Consider the following 17,503-nt stretch of genomic DNA (forward strand, 5'->3'; position numbering starts at 1 on the left):
CGAACCCCAGCCTCACCAAGCCGTTCCGACATGATCGACGCGAGGTCGGCGATATCGGGGTGTCAACGGCCTTCGGATACCCCGTTATCGCTGACTCCGTGTGGATCAAGGCGAGACCTCACCCCGCCGTGCAGGTGGTCCGCCAGTATCCGCGGGTCTTGTCGACGACCAGCCTGCCGGCGCCGGTGACCGTGACGGTGCAGTCGAGAGGCCCGTGATATTCGATGTCGGGCCAGGTGGCCTCCACCATCACCCGGCTCCGGCCGTTGGTCCGGATGGTGGTGCGCCAGGGCAGCTCCGCGGCGTCGACGTGGATGAGATCGCTCTCGGCGTCGTAGTACGAGATGTCCGCCCGGCCCGATCCGGTCACCTCGTAGGCCACCGTCACCGGCGCCGGCCCGGAGGTGGGGCGGGTGATCGGCTTCTTGTCGGGCGTGGGCGTCGGCGCGGTGGTGGTCGGCATGGTGGTCGGTTCGGTGGAGGGGGGCTCGGCGGTCGGTAGGGACCAGCGGTCGTCGTCGGGGTCCGAATCGTACGGGTTCTCGGCGATCGGATCCGGGGCCAACCGGCCGAGCAGCGGGCCGGCCACGCAGACGCAGCCGCAGAGGGCGAGGGTGAGCACCGCGACGACCGCTACGACGATCCCGATCCGGGCGTTGCCGCCGGGCGGGCGACCGGCGACCTGCGGATGCCCGGGGTGGAGGTAGGGCGGCGGGTAGCCGGGTGGCGGCCACCCGGACGGTGGCTGACCGGACGGTGGCTGGCCGGACGGTGGCCACCCCGACGGTGGCTGGCCGGACGGTGGCTGGCCGGCGGGAGAGGGGTCGGGGCCGGTCGTCGGAGACGGCGGCCAGGGCGCCGCCGAAGTGGGCGTCCACGACGTGTCCGGCGGTCCCGGCGTCCAGGGCGCGGACGACGGGCCGGGCGTCCACGACGTCTCCGGCGGTCCAGGCGTCCAGGGCGCGGACTGCGGTCCGGGTCCGGGCGTCCACGGCGCGGACTGTGGTCCGGGTCCGGACGTCCAGAGCGCGGATGGCGGTCCGGCCGTCCACGGGGGCGGTGGCGCCCACGGCTGGCCGGGGGCGAGCGGGTCGGGTGCCGGGTACGACGCCGCAGGGGCCCAGTCGGGCGGCGGGTCGGGTGCCGGCGGGCTGCCCGCGGCGGCCGGGCTAGACGGCGTGGGTGTCGGATCCGAGGGCGTAGGTGTCGGGTCCGACGGCGTGGATGGCGGGTTCGACGGCGTGGATGTCGGGTTCGACGGCGTGGATGGCGGGTCCGAGGGCGGCGTCGGGGACGGTTCGGGTGGAGGCGCGTCGGACATGGCTGCTCCGGGCGGGAGTGGGTATGGGGCGAACGGGTCGTGGAGAGGACCGCCGCACCCGCCGAGAGACTTTCGTACCTGGGGACCCGTGGCAACCCTGTCGCCCTCAACCGCGGCCCGACCGGGCCGGGGTGGCTCGTCCCGTTGTGACCCCCCAGCCCCCGATCGCTCAGATTCAGTGATTGTTTAGCCGACTTTCGAGCAACCATCGTGAGCGAAACTGGGTTAGGCTGCGGGCCATGTGTGGAATCGTGGGATACGCGGGCGCGCGCCCCGCACTCGGCATCGTGCTCGACGGGCTGCGGCGGCTGGAATACCGCGGCTACGACTCGGCGGGGGTCGCGATCGTCTGCGACGACCAGCTGCTGATCGAGAAGAAGGCCGGCAAGCTGGCCAACCTGGAGAAGGTGCTCTCCGAGCGGGCCGCCGACGATCCCACCTCCTGCGCGGCCAGCCCCATCGGCATCGCCGACGGCACCACCGGCATCGGGCACACCCGCTGGGCCACCCACGGCGGCCCGACCGACCGCAACGCCCACCCGCACCTCGCCCCCGACGGCCGGGTCGCGGTGATCCACAACGGCATCATCGAGAACTTCGCCAAGCTCCGCGCCGAGCTGGAGGCCGACGGCGTCCAGTTCACCAGCGACACCGACACCGAGTGCGCCGCCCACCTGCTCTCCGCCGCGCTGGCCGACCTGCGCGCCGCCGGCCAGCCGGACGGCCCGCAACTGCTCGCCGCCGGCATGCGGGTGGTCTGCCAGCGACTGGAGGGCGCGTTCACGCTCCTCGCGGTGGACGCCGCGGTGCCCGGAGCGGTCGTCGGCGCCCGGCGCAACTCGCCGCTGGTGGTCGGCCGGGGCGACGGGGAAAACTACCTGGCCAGCGACGTGGCCGCGTTCATCGAGCACACCCGCGAAGCGGTGGAGCTGGGCCAGGACCAGATCGTCCTGATCACCGGCGACAGCATCGAGATCACCGACTTCCACGGCCAGCCCGCCACCGGCAAGGACTTCCACATCGACTGGGACTCGTCGGCCGCGGAGAAGGGCGGCTACGACTGGTTCATGCTCAAGGAGATCGAGGAGCAGCCGCAGGCCATCGCCGACACGCTGCTCGGCCGGCTCACCGAGACCGGTGAGATCGCCCTCGACGAGGTCCGCCTCAGCGATCAGGACCTGCGTGACGTCGACAAGATCTTCATCGTGGCCTGCGGCACGGCGTACCACGCCGGCATGGTCGCCAAGTACGCCATCGAGCACTGGACCCGGATCCCCTGCGAGGTGGAGCTGGCCAGCGAGTTCCGCTACCGCGACCCGGTGCTCGACCGGTCCACGCTGATCGTGGTGATCTCGCAGTCCGGCGAGACGATGGACACCCTGATGGCCCTGCGCCACGCCAAGGACCAGAAGGCCCGGGTGCTGGCGATCTGCAACACCAACGGCTCGACCATCCCCCGCGAGTCCGACGCGGTGCTCTACACCCACGGCGGGCCGGAGATCGCCGTCGCGTCCACCAAGGCGTTCCTCACGCAGGTCGTCGCCTGCTACCTGATCGGCCTGCACCTCGCCCAGGTGCGCGGGATCAAGTTCGCCGACGAAGTGGGCGCGGTGGTCGCGCAGTTGCAGGAGATCCCGGGCAAGCTGCGTGAGCTGCTCGACCGGATCGACCCCGTGCGCGAGCTGGCCCGGGATCTGAAGTCCGAGCCCACCGTGCTGTTCATCGGCCGGCACGTCGGCTACCCGGTGGCCCTGGAGGGCGCGCTCAAGCTCAAGGAGCTGGCGTACATGCACGCCGAGGGCTTCGCCGCCGGCGAGCTGAAGCACGGCCCGATCGCCCTGATCGACAAGGGCACCCCGGTGATCTGCGTGGTGCCCTCGCCGGTCGGTCGGGGCATGCTGCACGACAAGGTCGTCTCCAACATCCAGGAGGTGCGGGCGCGCGGCGCGCGGACCATCGTGATCGCGGAGGAGGGCGACGAGGCCGTCGTCCGGTACGCCGACCACCTGATCTACGTGCCGCGTACGCCCACGCTGCTGGCCCCGCTGGTCACCACGGTGCCGTTGCAGGTGCTCGCCGCCGAGATCGCCGCCGCCCGGGGGCACGACGTGGACCAGCCGCGCAACCTGGCCAAGTCCGTCACCGTCGAGTAACCGAGCCCGACCACCGACCCGGGCCCCGGACGTCGCACCAGGCGACGGCCGGGGCCCTCGTCGTACCGCGCGGCCGGGGCCCTCGTCGTGTCGGACCGGGTCCGTCCGACCGATCAGCGACCCAGGACGATGCGGGCCATGCCGTCCAGCGCCGGGTTGGCCGGATCCCAGTAGCCCACGTGACCGTGCCGCCCGCTGGGAAAGGTGCGCCCGCCGAAGCCCGCCCCGGCCGGGTCCCGCCCGAACCACAGCTCGTGCTCGCCCTGCCCGACCAGGCTGAGCGTGGCGGCCAGCGGTGACGTGCCGAGCAGCACCTGCCGGGCCAGGTCGGCCGCGGGACGGGTCAGCCGGATCACGTCGTCCGGTGCGCTGCTCGCCCAGACCTGCCCGGGCGGCACGCCCAATTCGGCGGCCTGTGCGACGCCGACCCCCGGCGAGCCGACGAAGACCAGCGCGTCGGCAGCCAGCCCGTGGTCCCGGGCGGCCATGCCGACGACCAGCGACCCGTAGCTGTGCCCGAGCACGGTCTGCCGGGCCGGCGGCCCCTCGTGGCTGGCCCGCAGTCCCTCCTGGAAGCGGTGCAACGCCGGGCCGGCGTCGCGGGCCTGGCCGGCGGTGGCCGCCTCGTGCAGGAAGTCCGGTGCGTCGTAGTCCAGCCAGAGCACCGCGGCGGTCTGCTCGCCCGGGTCGAGGGCGGCGCACCGGCCCAGCACGCGCGCCACCCGGCCGAGTTCGCCCGGCGCGTCGTCGAGGCCGGCGGTCATCCCCGGCACGTAGGTCATCACCCGGTCGGCGTGATCCGGGTCGCCGAGCGAGACCACCACCCGCCCCTCGCCGGCCGTGTCCAGCCGCAGCAGGTAGGCCCGTGGGGCCTGCGGCCCGGCCAGCCGGTCGGCGAGCGCGTCCAGACCGGCCAGGCGCCCATCGACCCGGCGCAGCCGCAGCGCGTCGACCGGCCCGGGTGGCACGCGGGACAGCAGCCGCCGCCGCTCGGCGACCAGCTCCTCCCGCCGGGCCCCGAGCAGCAACCGGTTGGCCTGGTCCCGGGCGGCGACCGGCACACCGTCGAGCCGCCCGACCAGTGTCGGCTCGTGCCCCACCAGCCACCGGCGCTGCGCCGGGGTCAGCCCCGCCCACCACGCCCGGACCTCGACCGGGGTGGCGCCCGGCGCGGGTCGACCGGGCGGCGGTGGCGCCTGCCAGCCGTCGACGGCCGCCGCGGCCAGCTCGTCCAGCCGCGTCGTCGCGGCCCGGTCCGCCGCCCCGGCCAGCTCCAGCGCCGCCCGTAGCGCCGCCGCCACCCGGGCCGCCGCCGGCCCGTCCCGCTCACTGGGTGGCCGCGAGCGGGCCGGATCGGCGGTGACCTGCCCGTGCCGGTCGACCAGCAGCCCCGCGCCCTCCGCCAGCGACACCGCCGCGGCCAGCCGGCCCTTTGCCACCGCGAGCCGACCGGCGAACTCGGCGAGCACCTGATCGGCCTCGATCAGCGCGGGTGCGATCGAGGTCAGCTCGCCGCGGAGCCCCGCGAGCCGCCCGTCGGCCGCCGTCGCGGCCCGGCCCGACCAGGCGACTCGCAGGGCCCTGGCGTCCGTGCTCAGCTCACCGGCCCGCCTCTCGACCAGCGCGGGCAGCCCGGCCCACGCGGCTCCCGCAGCCTGCCACGCCCCCGGGTCGGCCGCCCAGAGCTGGGCATAGCCGATCGCGGGCGCCGGCGGGCCGACCCACTGCGTCTCGGCGCCCGCCGGCCCGGCGACCACCCGCGGGCGGGTCGGCGCGGTCACCGGGGTAGCGAGGCGAGCCGGCGGGCGGCCCGGTCGTCCACCGCCCGGTAGGACTCCACCGCCGTCCGGACCGCCCCGCCCGTCACCGCGACCAGGCCGCCGAGCCGGCCCAGCCAGCCGTGCACCGCCGACTCCAGCCTCACCAGCGCCGTGCCGGCCGGCCAGTCGGGTGCCGACACCACCAGCCCGGGCACCCCGACCAGCCCATGCGCCAGCCGGTACGCGTCGTCGTCGAGCGCCCGGGCCACCCCCCGCAACAGCTCCGGTCGGACCGTCAACGGCTCCTCTGTCATCCCCACACCCCCGCGTGCGCCCCGGCATCGACGTATCGACGGTAGGCGGGGCACGAACACCCCGGAGTGCCCTGTGGACAGCCGCCGGCGGCCGTCCACAGGCGTTGCCCACGGCCGGGCCGACGGCTAATCTGCCGCCTTCGTCGCCGGTAGGGTGAGTTGGTGATCGTCGCTGTCGGCATCGACGTCGTCCTGGTCGACCGGTTCGCCCGGTCCCTGGCCCGGACGCCGCTGCTCGCCGACCGGCTCTTCACCGAGGCCGAGCGGTACACCCGCTCCGGCAACCCGCGCTCGCCGGAGTCGCTCGCCGCCCGCTTCGCCGCGAAGGAGGCCGTCGCCAAGGCGCTCGGCGCGCCGGCCGGGCTGAGCTGGCACGACTGCGAGATCGTGCCCGACCCTGACGGCCGCCCCTGGCTGGCGGTCTCCGGCACGGTGGCAGCGGCGGCCGTGGAGCGTGGGGTCAGTCGATGGCATGTCTCGCTGTCGCACGACGGCGGGATCGCGTCGGCGATGGTGATCGCGGAACGGTGACGTCGGCTGGGTGGGCAGTTCCGGCCCGCCCGCGAGCGGAATGGGACGGTGGCATGAGATCGGTGTGGCGGGTGGCCGACGTACGGGCGGCCGAGGCGGGGCTGATGGGCACGCTGCCGGAGGGCACGCTGATGCAGCGGGCCGCCGCCGGGCTGGCTCGCCGGGCCGCGCTGCTGCTCGCGGAGCGGGGCGGGGTGTACGGCGGGCGGGTGCTGCTGCTGGTCGGTTCCGGCGACAACGGCGGCGACGCCCTGTACGCGGGGGAGCGGCTGGCCCGCCGGGGCGTCACCGTGTCCGCACTGCTGCTCACCCCCGGGCGGGCGCACGCCGCTGGGCTGACCGCGCTGCGGGCCGCCGGCGGCCGGCTGGTGGACCGCCCGACCGGCCCGGTCGACCTGGTCCTGGACGGCATCGTCGGCATCGGTGGCACCGGCGGGCTGCGGGCGAACGCGGACGAGGTGGTCCAGCGCCTCGGTGAGCTGCGCGGGCGGGACGGCGGCCGCGCCACGGTGCTGGCGGTGGACGTGCCGAGTGGGGTGGCGGTGGACACCGGGCATGTGCCGCTGTCCGCGTCCGGCCGGCCCACCGCGGTCCGCGCCGACGTGACGGTGACCTTCGGCGCGCTGAAGCCCGCCCTGGTGGTCGGGCCGGCGGCCCCGTTGGCCGGTCAGGTGGAGCTGGTCGACATCGGGCTGCGGCCGTGGCTGCGGGGCACCCCCGCGCTGAGGGTGACCGAGTGGGCCGACCTGGTCGACTGGTGGCCGACGCTGGGCCCGGCGTCGGAGAAGTACAGCCGGGGCGTGGTCGGTGTGGCGACCGGCTCGGCGACGTACCCGGGCGCGGCGGTGCTCTCCGTCGGCGGGGCGCTGGCCGGGCCGACCGGCATGGTCCGCTACGCCGGCGGCGCCCGGGCCGAGGTGCTGCACCAGCATCCCTCGGTGCTCGCCAGCGACCGGGTCGCCGACGCGGGCCGGGTGCAGGCCTGGATCTGCGGCTCCGGGCTGGGCACGGGCGAGGACGCGGCGGCCGAGCTGCGCGCCGTGCTGGCCGCGCCGGTGCCGGTGGTGCTCGACGCCGACGCGCTGACCCTGCTGGTCGACGGCTCGCTCGCGGACCGGCTGCGCGGCCGGGACGCGCCGATCGTCGTGACCCCGCACGACCGGGAGTTCACCCGACTCTGCGGGGAGGAGCCGGGCGCGGACCGGGTCGCCTCCGCGCTGCGGCTGGCCGCCTGGATGAACGCGGTGGTGCTGCTCAAGGGGGACCGCACGGTGATCGGCACGCCGGACGGTCGGGCGTACGTCAACCCCACCGGCACCCCGGCGCTGGCCACCGGTGGCACCGGTGACGTGCTGGCCGGACTGCTCGGCTCGCTGCTGGCGGCCGGTGTGCCGGCGGACCGGGCGGCGGCCTCGGCCGCGTACCTGCATGGCCTGGCCGGCCGGGAGGCGGCCCGCGGCGGGCCGGTGACCGCGCCCGACGTGGCCACCGCGCTGCGTCCGGTTCTCGCCCGGCTGGGCTGATCGCGTCGCTGCGGACGGGATGGCCGGGTCGGCGGCAGGCACGTGCGTCGCCGCCCACGGTGATCACGGCGGAAAGTAGGCTGGGCGTATGTGGCAGGCCGAGGTACGCGTCGATCTTGATGCGATCCGTGAGAACGTGAGCCGACTCCGGTCCGGCACCAACGCCGAGCTGATGGCGGTGGTGAAGGCCGACGGGTACGGCCACGGCATGATTCCGGCTGCCCGTGCGGCAATCGACGCCGGGGCGGACTGGCTCGGTGTCTGCACCCTCGACGAGGCGCTCACCCTGCGCCGGGCCGGTATCACCGTGCCGGTGCTGGCCTGGCTGCTCGCACCCGGTCTGCCGCTGCACGAGGGCGTCCGCGCCGGCGTGGACCTGGGTGCGGCCAGCCTGCCGCAGCTCGACGAGATGATCGAGGCGAGCCGGCTCGCCGAGCGTCCCGCCCGACTGCACCTGAAGATCGACACTGGGTTGTCGCGGGGTGGAGCGACCGTCGCCGACTGGCCGGCCCTGCTGGACGCCGCCGCGAAGGCGCAGGCGGACGGCCTGATCGAGGTGGTCGGCGTGTGGAGCCACTTCGTGTACGCGGACATGCCCGGCCACCCCACCACCGATCGTCAGCTGGCCGTCTTCCACGAGGGGCTGGCCATGGTCGAGCGGGCCGGGCTGCGGCCGCGCTGGCGGCACCTCGCCAACTCGGCGGCCACCCTGACCCGCCCCGACACCCACTTCGACCTGGTCCGTCCCGGGCTGTCCGTCTACGGGCTCTCCCCGGTGGCCGGCGAGACGTACGGGCTGCGGCCCGCGATGACCGCGCGGGCCCGCGTGATGCTCACCAAGCGGGTGCCGTCCGGCACCGGCGTCTCCTACGGGCACACCTACACCACGGCGAACGACGCGAACCTGGCCGTGGTGCCGCTCGGATACGCCGACGGCGTGCCCCGGCACGCGTCCAACAGCGGGCCGGTGCAGCTCGCCGGCGCGCGGCGGACCATCTCCGGGCGGGTCTGCATGGACCAGTTCGTGCTCGACTGTGGCGACGACCCGGTGGCCGACGGCGACATCGCGACGCTGTTCGGCAGTGGCGCCGACGGCGAGCCGACCGCCGACGACTGGGCCGAGGCCGTCGGCACGATCAACTACGAGATCGTCACCCGGTTCGGCGGCACGCGCGTGCCCCGGGTCTACGACGGTGAGCGGGCATGAGTCCGTACCGCATCCCGCGACCGCGGACCGCGGCCGGCCGGGTCGCCGGGCTGGTCGGCGCCGCGGTCGGCGTGGCCGCGGCCGGCCTGGCGGCCGGCGTCGCGACCGAGCGCACACTGGTCCGCCGGCTCAAGGCCGACCCGACCGACCGCTACGCGCACGAGACGTTCGGCGAGCAGCGGTACGACGACGCGTTCCGGCTGGAGCTGCCGGACGGCACCGACATCCATGTCGAGGTGATCGAGCCGACCCGGCCGGTGCCCGGGCACCCGACGGTGGTGCTGGTGCACGGCTTCTGCCTGGACATGGGCACGTTCCACTTCCAGCGCCAGATGCTCGCCGCGCGCGGCGACTACCGGATCGTGACGTACGACCAGCCCGGTCACGGCCGGTCCGGCCGGCTGGAGACCGGCGAGTACGACCTCGTCACGCTCGGCCAGACGCTGCGCCGGGTGATCGACCGGACCACGCCCGAGGGGCCGTTGGTGCTGGTCGGCCACTCGATGGGCGGGATGACCATCATGGCGTTCGCCGAGTTGTTCCCGGAGCTGTTCGGCAACCGGGTGGTGGGCACCGTGCTGATGGCCACCTCGGGCGGGCTGATCGCGGAGACCAAGCTGGTCGCGCCGGCGCTGCTCGGCCGGGTCGGCGGCCCGGTGCTGTTCATGGTCAGCAACGCCACCCGGTACGGCGGGCCGGTGATCGACAAGGCCCGCAAGTCGACCTCGAACGTGGCCTGGCTGCTCACCCGCAAGTACGGCTTCGGCACCCGTAAGCCCAGCCCGGCGCTGGTGTCCTACGTGGAGACGATGAACTCGCGGACGTCGGCCGACACGGTGACCCGCTACCTGCGGACCCTGGCCACCCACTCGCGCTTCCCGGCGCTCGCGGCGCTGGCCGACACTCCGGTGCTGGTGGTGGTCGGCGACAAGGACATGATCACTCCGGTGACCCATTCGGAGGAGATCGTCCGGCGGTTGCCGCACGCTGAGTTCGTGAAGATCGAGGACAGCGGGCACGTGGTGATGTTGGAGCACGCGGACGAGGTCAACGCCGCGCTGGCGCGGTTCCTCGAGTCGCTGGAGAGCGTGGAGGAACGGTGAGTCACGTCGTCAAGCTGCCCGCCGTCGAGGACACCCGGGAGTTCGGCCGCCGGTTGGCCGGGCTGCTGCGCGCCGGTGACCTGGTGCTGTTGACCGGGCCGCTGGGTGCCGGCAAGACCGCCCTCACCCAGGGCATCGGGGCAGGCCTCGGTGTGCTCGGGGACATCACCTCGCCCACGTTCGTGATCGCCCGCGTGCACCGGCCCGACCCGGCCCGGGGCGGTCGGGTGGCGCTGGTGCACGCCGACGCGTACCGGCTGGGTGACGCCACGGACCCGCGCGCCGAGATCGACGACCTGGACCTGGACGCCTCGGTGGACGAGTCGGTGACCGTGGTGGAGTGGGGCGAGGGCCTGGTGGAGCAGTTGGTGGACGCGCACCTGCGGGTCCGCATCGACCGCCGCGACGACGACACCCGGATCGTCGAGCTTGATCCGGTCGGTGGCGACTGGGCCCGGCGGCTCGCCGAGTTGGCTTAGGCCGCCGGGTCGCTGTCGTACCCGGTGCCTAGAGTCGGGGGACCGACCCGCCGTGTGAAAGGTTCCTGATGGCCGACGACGCCTCCGCCCTGGATATGCTGGCCCTGCTGCCGGAGCAGTGGCGTGCCGTGCTCACCCCCCATCTGGATCCGGCCCGCACCGCCGCGTTGGCCGAGTTCGTCGCCAGGGAGTACGAGACGCAGACCGTCTTCCCGCCCCTGGCGGACCTGTTCTCCGCATACCGGCTCTGCCCGCCGCAGAGCACCCGGGTGCTGATCCTCGGGCAGGACCCGTACCACCGGGCCGGGCAGGCGCACGGGCTGAGCTTCAGCGTCCGGGACGGGGTGGCGGTGCCGCCGTCGCTGCGCAACGTGTTCAAGGAGCTGGGCGAGGACCTCGGCGTGCCCAAGCCGCGCAGCGGCAACCTCGACGGCTGGGCCGCGCAGGGTGTGCTGCTGCTCAACGCGGTGCTGACGGTCCGTCAGGCCACCCCGGGCTCGCACGCCAACTCCGGTTGGGAAGAGTTCACCGACGCCACGATCCGGGCGCTGGACGCGTCATCGGACCGGGTGGTCTTCCTGCTCTGGGGCGGGTACGCCCGTAAGAAGGCCGCCCTGGTCACCAACCCGCAGCACGTGGTGCTGGAGGCCGGCCACCCCAGCCCGATGAACCCGCGTGGCTTCCTCGGCAGCCGGCCGTTCAGCGCGGCCAACAAGGCGCTCGCCGATGCCGGCCTGCCCACCATCGACTGGGAGCGCACCGCCGGCTGACCCGGTCCGCCGACGGGTCAGGACCGTCGCTTCCCGCTGGCGGCCTGCCGGGCGCGGTGACGGCGCAGCAGGTCGGCCGCCCGCGGCTCGGTCAGCTCCAGATCGACCAGCGGCACGACACGGTAACTCCGGGCACCGTGGCGCACCTCGATTGTTTCGGGCAGTTCGTCGCACATCGTGGCCCTGATCTCGCCGTACCGGGTCGTCCAGAGGTGCTCGCCCTGCTCCTCGGGCTCCAACCAGACTCCGCCGAACTCACCCCAGCGGGCATTCCACCGCTGGCCGTAGGCCGCCTCCAGCCAGCGGGTGAACCGTTTCGAGTCCTGCCAACGCACGGCGATCTCCAGTGCCTCGACCGGCACCGGCGCGCCCTGCAACAGCGCCGCCGTGCTTCCGGTGATCACCTGCGGGAAGTCGGCGAGCCGGTCCAGCATCCGGTGCAGTCCCAGCTCGTCGATCCGCTCGGCGATCGGCCGGGCGGCCAGGTCGTCGATCCGGGCGTCGAGGTGTGCGTCCAGCGGCTCGACCCCGACGACCAACTGCACGTCCATGGCTGCGAGCAGCCGCTCCAGCAGCGGGATACTGGGCGACCGATCCCCGCGCTCGATCCGGGCGACGGCCGCCTGGCTGACCCCGGCCAGGTCGGCCAGCTCCCGCTGGTTCAGCTCGCGCTGGTGCCGTTGCTGTCGCACGACGGCGCCGAGGAGGGGGACGAGGCGAGTGGAGGACATCCCGGCATCCTGGACCAGGCCGAAGCGACGGCGATACCAATGAGGCAACTTGCTGACTCGCCGGCCCCCTGTCAGAGGCCGTCCCCCTGGACGACGTGCTCGGGGCGGCGGGCCTTGCCCTGACGAGCGTGATACCTCTGAGGCATAAATATGCCTGAGAGGTATCACGCTCGTTGAGGTGAGCGGCCCCAGCCCCAGGTGCCGCGCGCCTCCGCCGGGGCGTCGGGTGACGGGCCGGAATGGGTTTCCCGGCCGATCGTGTTCTCGGTCCCCGCCGGGTGACCGAGCTTGGACGACAGCTCTGAGCCGGTGGAGACTCGGCTCAGAGGGGCCTGCGCGGCGGCGTGGCGGCTAGGCTGGCTAACCGTGCTCGTACTCGTGGTGGACAGCTCGACCCCCGCGGTGACCGCCGCGCTGGTGGAGGTCTCGGCGGACGGTGTGGTGTCCCGGGCGCACCGGTGCACGGTCGACGCCCGCGCGCACGGCGAACTGCTGGCCCCTCAGGTCGACGCGGTCCTCGCCGATGTCGACGCGCGTCCGCAGGACCTGGGCGCCATCGTCGCCGGGCTCGGGCCGGGGCCGTTCACCGGGCTGCGGGTGGGCCTGGTCACCGCCGCCACCATGGGCCAGGTGCTCGGCATCCCAACCTACGGCGTCTGCTCGCTGGACGGCATCGGCTACCCGGCGGCGGCCGGCGAGCCGGTGCTGGCCGCCAGTGACGCTCGCCGCAAGGAGCTCTACTGGGCCGTCTACGACGGCGCCGGTCAGCGGATCGTCGGGCCCGAGGTGTCCACGCCCCCCGTGGCCGCCGCCCGCGCCCGGGAACTGGGAGCGACGGTCGCGGTCGGCGACGGTGCCCACCGGTACGCCGAGACCCTGGGCCTGCCGGTCCGGGTCGAGCCGCGCTACCCCGACGCCGGCGTGCTGGCACTGCTCGCCGGCGAGCGGATCCGGGCCGGCGCGCCCGGTGAACGGCTCACCCCGCTCTACCTGCGCCGGCCGGACGCCGTGGTGGCGACCGGCCGCAAACCGGTCCTCCCATGAGCGTGCGGCTGGACCGGTTCCGCTGGTGGCACATCGACCAGGTGTTGCCGATCGAGGCAGACCTCTTCGGCGCCGAGCAGTGGTCGCCGGCGATGTTCTGGAACGAGCTGGCCAACGGGCACCACTACCGGGTCGCCACCGACGACGACGGCACGGTGCTGGGCTACGCCGGGCTCGCCGGGGCTCCGCCGGACGAGGTGTGGGTGCAGAACATCGCGGTCCGCCGCGACGCGCAGCGGCGCGGCGTCGGCCGTGCCCTGCTGGAGGAGCTGCTCGCCGAGGCGGCCCGGGTCGGCGCCCGCAGCACCCTGCTGGAGGTCGCCGTGGACAACGCCCCCGCCCAGCGGCTCTACGCGACGTACGGGTTCGAGCCGATCGGGGTGCGACGCGGCTACTACCAACCGAGCAACACCGACGCGCTGGTCATGCAGCGCGTCGCCGAGCCGACCGGGGACGGACCACACGACCATGGCTGACGAACCGCTGATCCTGGGCATCGAAACCTCCTGCGACGAGACCGGCGTCGGCATCGTGCGGGGACACACCCTGCTGGCCGACGCGCTCGCCTCCAGCGTGGAGGAGCACGCCCGGTTCGGGGGCGTGGTGCCCGAGGTGGCCAGCCGGGCCCACCTCGAGGCCATCGTGCCGACCATGGACCGGGCGCTGCGCGACGCGGGCGTCACCCTGGCCGACATCGACGCGATCGCGGTCACCTCCGGCCCCGGGCTGGCGGGCGCGCTGCTGGTCGGCGTCGCCGCCGCCAAGGGGTACGCGCTCGCCGCGGAGAAACCCGTGTACGGCGTCAACCACCTGGCGGCGCACGTCGCCGTGGACACCCTCGAACACGGCCCGCTGCCCGAACCCGCCATCGCGCTGCTGGTGTCCGGCGGGCACTCGTCCCTCCTGCTGATCGACGACCTGGCCCGGGGCGTCACCCCGCTCGGCGCCACCATCGACGACGCGGCCGGCGAGGCGTTCGACAAGGTCGCCCGGCTGCTCGGACTGCCGTTCCCGGGCGGCCCGCCCATCGACCGCGAAGCCCGGGCCGGCGACGCGTCCGCGATCGCCTTCCCGCGCGGCCTGACCGCCGCCAAGGACCTCGCCGCGCACCGGTACGACTTCTCGTTCTCCGGACTGAAGACGGCGGTGGCTCGCTGGGTGGAGGCGCGCCAGCGCGCCGGCGAGCCCGTGCCGGTGGCCGACGTCGCCGCGTCCTTCCAGGAGGCGGTCTGTGACGTGCTGACCACCAAGGCGCTCGCCGCCTGCCGGGCGAACGGCATCGAGACCCTGGTGATCGGCGGCGGCGTGGCGGCGAACTCGCGGCTGCGCGCGTTGGCCGAGCAGCGGGCCGAGAAGTACGGCATCCGGGTCCGGGTGCCCCGGCCGAAGCTCTGCACCGACAACGGGGCGATGGTCGCCGCGCTCGGATCGCACCTGGTCGCCGCCGGGGTCGCGCCCAGCCGGCTGGACCTGCCGGCCGACTCGGCGCTGCCGTTGACCACGGTCAGCGTGTGACGGGGGCGACGGACATGATCGTGCGGATGTGGGAGGCGCGCGCCGAGGCGTACGGCGTGGCGGACCTGATCACCTGGGTGTGCGACACCGCCCTGCCCGAGGTGGAACACGACCCGCTGCACGTGTCCAGCGAGGTCTTCTCGTCCACCGACCACCGGGTCGTGGTCATCTCCAAGTGGCGCAGCAACCCGCGCCCGTTGCCCGAGCCGCCCGCGCTACTGGTGGCCCGCGCCCCGCACTCCTGGGACTTCACCCAGGTCGACCGCTGACCCCGCCGACCCGCTCTCCGTGGTGAGCTGCGGCACCTTCGGGCGGTAATTGATTCGCCGGGACCAGGGTCGCCGCCTAGCGTCGAGCCGCTATGCGCTTCTCACCGGCCGGCGAAACCGGCGTACCCGATACCCGGTCGGCGACCCGCTACCTGATCTGGTTGGCGGGCCGGCACAAGCGGCTGTTCACCGCCGGCATCGCGCTCGGCGTGGTGTGGATGGTGGCGCAGGCGCTGATGCCGGCCGCCGTCGGCCGGGCCGTCGACGGGTTGGCACGCCGCGACGAGGACGGCCTGCTCACCTGGGGTGTGGTGCTGCTCGGGCTGGGCGTGCTCCAGGCGGCAGCCGGGATCCTGCGGCACCGCTGCGCCGTGCACAACTTTCTGGCCGGGGCGTACCGGACGGTGCAGTTGACGGTGGAGGCGGCGAACCGGCTCGGCGCCGCGCTGCCCCGCCGGGTCGCCGCCGGCGAGGTGGTGAGCATCGGCACCGCCGACATCGGCCAGATCGGGAACGCCATCGACATCACCGCCCGGGGCACCGGTGCGCTGGTCGCGATCGCCACCGTCGCGGTGATCCTGCTGAACGCCTCGGTGCCGCTCGGGCTGGTCGTGGTGCTCGGCGTACCGCTGCTGATGGCGGTGGTGGCGCTGCTCATCCGGCCGCTGCACCGCCAGCAGCAGGCGTACCGGGACGCGGAGGGAGCGCTCACCACCCGGGCCGGCGACATCGTCTCCGGGCTGCGGGTGCTGCGCGGAGTCGGGGGCGAACCGGTGCTCTCCGCCCGCTACCGGGCGCGGTCGCAGGAGCTGCGTACGCGTGGCCTGCGGGTGGCCCGGGTCGAGTCGCTGCTGGAGGCGGCGCAGGTGCTGCTGCCGGGCGCGTTCCTGGTGCTGGTGACCTGGCTGGGCGCCCGGTTCGCGTTGCGCGACCAGATCAGCGCCGGGCAACTGGTCGCCTTCTACGGCTACACGGCGTTCCTGGTCAACCCGCTGCGCAACCTCACCGAGGCGGTCGACAAACTGACCCGTGGGCACGTGTCCGCCCGCCGGGTGGTCCGGCTGCTGCGACTTGACCCGGAACTGGTCGATCCGGCGCAGCCGGTGGCGCTGCCGGACGGTCCGGGGGAGCTGGCCGACCCCGACTCCGGGGTGGTGGTGCTTCCCGGCCGGTTCACCGCGCTGGCCGCCACCGCCCCCGAGGACGCGGCCGCCATCGTGGACCGGCTCGGCCGGTACACCGACTCGAATGCCACGCTGCACGGCGTACCGCTGCGGTCGCTGGCGCTGGCGGCGGTGCGCGCGCGGATCCTGGTGGCCGACAACGACGCACATCTGTTCACCGGCCGGCTCCGCACCGAGCTGGACCCGCACGACCGGGGCGACGACGCGGCACTCGCCGCGGCGCTGGTCGCGGCGAGCGCGACGGACATCGTCGAGGCGCTGCCCGACGGGCTGGACAGCCCGGTGGCCGAACGCGGCCGGGAGTTCTCCGGCGGGCAGCGGCAGCGGTTGCGGTTGGCCCGCGCGCTGGTCGCCGATCCGGAGACGTTGCTGCTGGTCGAGCCGACCAGCGCGGTCGACGCGCACACCGAGGCCCGGATCGCGCTGCGGTTGGGTGACGCGCGTGCCGGCCGGACCACCCTGGTCTGCACCACCAGCCCGCTGGTGCTCAGCCGAGCCGACCGGGTGATCTTCGTGGAGGACGGCAAGGTGGTGGCCGAGGGGACGCACGCCGAGCTGCTGGACGGTGAGCCGCGCTACCGGGCGACGGTCAGCCGGGAGGAGGACTGATGGCCACCGCACTGCCGGTCGCCGACGCGCGGCAGGTCCGCCGGTACGCGCGCACGCTGGTCCGCCGGCATCCACGCGCGCTGGCCGCCGCGCTCGGCCTGCACGCGCTGGCCGCTGCCGCCGGGTTGGCCGCGCCGCGGCTGCTCGGCGACCTCGTGGAGGGCATCTCCCGGGGCGTCGGTCAGTCCACCGTGGACCGGATCGCGCTGCTCATCGGCGGTTTCGTGCTGGCCCAGTCGGTGCTGGTCCGGTTCGCCCACCTGGCCTCGGCGCGGCTCGGTGAGCGGGTCCTCGCCGAGCTGCGTGAGGAGTTCGTGGACCGGATCCTCGACCTGCCGCTGGCCACCGTCGAGCGGGCCGGCACCGGGGACCTGCTCACCCGCACCTCCCGGGATGTCTCCGCGCTGTCGCGGACCGTCCGCCTGGCGGTGCCCGAGACGCTGATCGCGGTGGTCACCACCGGTTTCATTCTCGGCGCGCTGCTGTTGATCGGCCCGCTGCTGGCGGTGCCCTGCCTGCTGGCGGTGCCGATGCTCTGGGCGGGCACCCGCTGGTACCTGCGCCGCGCCCCCGCCGGCTACCTGCGGGAGAACGCCGCCTACTCGGACATCACCGACGGGATCAGCGAGACCGTCGAGGGCTCGCGGACCACTGAGGCGTTGCGGCAGCAGGCGCGCCGGCGGGCCCGCACCGACGTGGACATCCGTCGCTCGTACGCGGCGGAGCGGTACACCCTCAACCTGCGGACCGTCTTCTTCCCGGTGGCCGAGATCGGGTACGTGGTGCCGGTGGTGGCCACGCTGCTGATCGGCGGCTGGTTCTACCTGCGCGGCTGGGTCAGCCTCGGTCAGGTCACCGCGGCGACCCTCTACGTGCAGCAGCTGGTGGACCCGGTCGACCGGCTGCTGTCCTGGCTGGACGAACTTCAGGTGGGCGGCGCCTCGATGGCCCGCCTGCTGGGGGTGGCCCGCACCGGCGACAGCCCCGCCC

The 17,503-nt window shown here is 74.3% G+C and carries 17 protein-coding genes; 13 read left to right on the top strand and 4 right to left on the bottom strand.

All coding sequences use genetic code 11. From position 1 onward, the window contains the following. Positions 1-118: 118 nt before the first annotated feature. Positions 119-622, bottom strand: coding sequence for an MmpS family transport accessory protein (locus EAD89_RS25315; RefSeq protein ID WP_121677454.1), 504 nt, complete (start codon positions 620-622; stop codon positions 119-121). Positions 623-1,560: 938 nt separating this feature from the next. On the opposite strand from EAD89_RS25315, the gene glmS reads away from it, so the two are divergent. Then, positions 1,561-3,474: a glutamine--fructose-6-phosphate transaminase (isomerizing) gene (gene glmS, locus EAD89_RS25320; RefSeq protein WP_121677455.1), complete on the top strand. Its 1,914-nt coding sequence runs from the start codon at positions 1,561-1,563 to the stop codon at positions 3,472-3,474. A 113-nt stretch (positions 3,475-3,587) separates the two neighbouring features. Here the strand turns inward: glmS and EAD89_RS31285 are convergent, their stop codons facing one another. After that, complete coding sequence (locus tag EAD89_RS31285) at positions 3,588-5,255, bottom strand: alpha/beta hydrolase (protein ID WP_305034192.1); 1,668 nt, start codon at positions 5,253-5,255, stop codon at positions 3,588-3,590. Continuing rightward, positions 5,252-5,548: a hypothetical protein gene (locus EAD89_RS25330; RefSeq protein WP_121677456.1), complete on the bottom strand. Its 297-nt coding sequence runs from the start codon at positions 5,546-5,548 to the stop codon at positions 5,252-5,254. The genes EAD89_RS31285 and EAD89_RS25330 overlap by 4 nt, the downstream gene beginning before the upstream one ends. A 162-nt stretch (positions 5,549-5,710) precedes the next feature. On the opposite strand from EAD89_RS25330, the gene EAD89_RS25335 reads away from it, so the two are divergent. From EAD89_RS25335 to ung, 6 genes are all read left to right on the top strand, one after another. Continuing rightward, positions 5,711-6,079, top strand: coding sequence for a holo-ACP synthase (locus tag EAD89_RS25335; RefSeq protein ID WP_121653977.1), 369 nt, complete (start codon positions 5,711-5,713; stop codon positions 6,077-6,079). Positions 6,080-6,132: 53 nt separating this feature from the next. Further along, positions 6,133-7,602: an NAD(P)H-hydrate dehydratase gene (locus EAD89_RS25340; RefSeq protein ID WP_121677457.1), complete on the top strand. Its 1,470-nt coding sequence runs from the start codon at positions 6,133-6,135 to the stop codon at positions 7,600-7,602. A gap of 88 nt (positions 7,603-7,690) precedes the next feature. Next, complete coding sequence (gene alr / locus EAD89_RS25345; RefSeq protein WP_121677458.1) at positions 7,691-8,809, top strand: alanine racemase; 1,119 nt, start codon at positions 7,691-7,693, stop codon at positions 8,807-8,809. Further along, entirely contained in the window at positions 8,806-9,912 is a 1,107-nt protein-coding gene (locus EAD89_RS25350) for an alpha/beta fold hydrolase (RefSeq protein ID WP_121677459.1), read from the top strand. Before alr ends, EAD89_RS25350 begins: the two co-directional genes overlap by 4 nt. Beyond that, positions 9,909-10,391, top strand: a complete 483-nt coding sequence (gene tsaE / locus EAD89_RS25355; protein WP_121653981.1) for a tRNA (adenosine(37)-N6)-threonylcarbamoyltransferase complex ATPase subunit type 1 TsaE — start codon at positions 9,909-9,911, stop codon at positions 10,389-10,391. The genes EAD89_RS25350 and tsaE overlap by 4 nt, the downstream gene beginning before the upstream one ends. Positions 10,392-10,459: 68 nt before the next feature. Continuing rightward, a complete protein-coding gene (ung, locus tag EAD89_RS25360) occupies positions 10,460-11,161 on the top strand; it encodes a uracil-DNA glycosylase (protein ID WP_121677460.1) in 702 nt (233 codons plus the stop codon). A 17-nt stretch (positions 11,162-11,178) separates the two neighbouring features. Here the strand turns inward: ung and EAD89_RS25365 are convergent, their stop codons facing one another. Continuing rightward, a complete protein-coding gene (locus EAD89_RS25365; protein ID WP_121677461.1) occupies positions 11,179-11,892 on the bottom strand; it encodes a helix-turn-helix domain-containing protein in 714 nt (237 codons plus the stop codon). 366 nt (positions 11,893-12,258) lie between these two features. On the opposite strand from EAD89_RS25365, the gene tsaB reads away from it, so the two are divergent. The 6 genes from tsaB to EAD89_RS25395 all read left to right on the top strand — a co-directional run. Next, positions 12,259-12,936, top strand: coding sequence for a tRNA (adenosine(37)-N6)-threonylcarbamoyltransferase complex dimerization subunit type 1 TsaB (gene tsaB, locus EAD89_RS25370; protein WP_121677462.1), 678 nt, complete (start codon positions 12,259-12,261; stop codon positions 12,934-12,936). After that, the gene (rimI, locus tag EAD89_RS25375; protein WP_121653985.1) at positions 12,933-13,412 is read left to right on the top strand and encodes a ribosomal protein S18-alanine N-acetyltransferase; all 480 of its coding nucleotides are present in this window, start codon (positions 12,933-12,935) and stop codon (positions 13,410-13,412) included. The genes tsaB and rimI overlap by 4 nt, the downstream gene beginning before the upstream one ends. Then, positions 13,405-14,451: a tRNA (adenosine(37)-N6)-threonylcarbamoyltransferase complex transferase subunit TsaD gene (tsaD, locus tag EAD89_RS25380; protein WP_121677463.1), complete on the top strand. Its 1,047-nt coding sequence runs from the start codon at positions 13,405-13,407 to the stop codon at positions 14,449-14,451. The genes rimI and tsaD overlap by 8 nt, the downstream gene beginning before the upstream one ends. A 14-nt stretch (positions 14,452-14,465) precedes the next feature. After that, on the top strand, positions 14,466-14,720 hold the full coding sequence (locus tag EAD89_RS25385; protein WP_121653987.1) for a hypothetical protein: 255 nt from the start codon (positions 14,466-14,468) through the stop codon (positions 14,718-14,720). Positions 14,721-14,812: 92 nt separating this feature from the next. After that, positions 14,813-16,513, top strand: coding sequence for an ABC transporter ATP-binding protein (locus tag EAD89_RS25390; protein WP_121677464.1), 1,701 nt, complete (start codon positions 14,813-14,815; stop codon positions 16,511-16,513). Next, positions 16,513-17,503, top strand: a 991-nt coding sequence (locus EAD89_RS25395; RefSeq protein WP_147458867.1) for an ABC transporter ATP-binding protein, incomplete at its 3' end; no start/stop codon positions are given. The genes EAD89_RS25390 and EAD89_RS25395, both read left to right, overlap by 1 nt.

The organism is Micromonospora sp. BL4 (assembly GCF_003667505.1).
Lineage (GTDB): Bacteria > Actinomycetota > Actinomycetes > Mycobacteriales > Micromonosporaceae > Micromonospora.

What these genes read in the sequence shown, in the direction of transcription:
- glmS (WP_121677455.1), top strand. Translation starts at nt 1,561, where the DNA reads ATGTGTGGAATCGTGGGATACGCGGGCGCGCGCCCCGCACTCGGCATC.
- EAD89_RS25330 (WP_121677456.1), bottom strand. Translation starts at nt 5,548, where the DNA reads ATGACAGAGGAGCCGTTGACGGTCCGACCGGAGCTGTTGCGGGGGGTG.
- EAD89_RS25340 (WP_121677457.1), top strand. Translation starts at nt 6,133, where the DNA reads ATGAGATCGGTGTGGCGGGTGGCCGACGTACGGGCGGCCGAGGCGGGG.
- alr (WP_121677458.1), top strand. Translation starts at nt 7,691, where the DNA reads ATGTGGCAGGCCGAGGTACGCGTCGATCTTGATGCGATCCGTGAGAAC.
- EAD89_RS25350 (WP_121677459.1), top strand. Translation starts at nt 8,806, where the DNA reads ATGAGTCCGTACCGCATCCCGCGACCGCGGACCGCGGCCGGCCGGGTC.
- ung (WP_121677460.1), top strand. Translation starts at nt 10,460, where the DNA reads ATGGCCGACGACGCCTCCGCCCTGGATATGCTGGCCCTGCTGCCGGAG.
- EAD89_RS25365 (WP_121677461.1), bottom strand. Translation starts at nt 11,892, where the DNA reads ATGTCCTCCACTCGCCTCGTCCCCCTCCTCGGCGCCGTCGTGCGACAG.
- rimI (WP_121653985.1), top strand. Translation starts at nt 12,933, where the DNA reads ATGAGCGTGCGGCTGGACCGGTTCCGCTGGTGGCACATCGACCAGGTG.
- tsaD (WP_121677463.1), top strand. Translation starts at nt 13,405, where the DNA reads ATGGCTGACGAACCGCTGATCCTGGGCATCGAAACCTCCTGCGACGAG.
- EAD89_RS25385 (WP_121653987.1), top strand. Translation starts at nt 14,466, where the DNA reads ATGATCGTGCGGATGTGGGAGGCGCGCGCCGAGGCGTACGGCGTGGCG.
- EAD89_RS25390 (WP_121677464.1), top strand. Translation starts at nt 14,813, where the DNA reads ATGCGCTTCTCACCGGCCGGCGAAACCGGCGTACCCGATACCCGGTCG.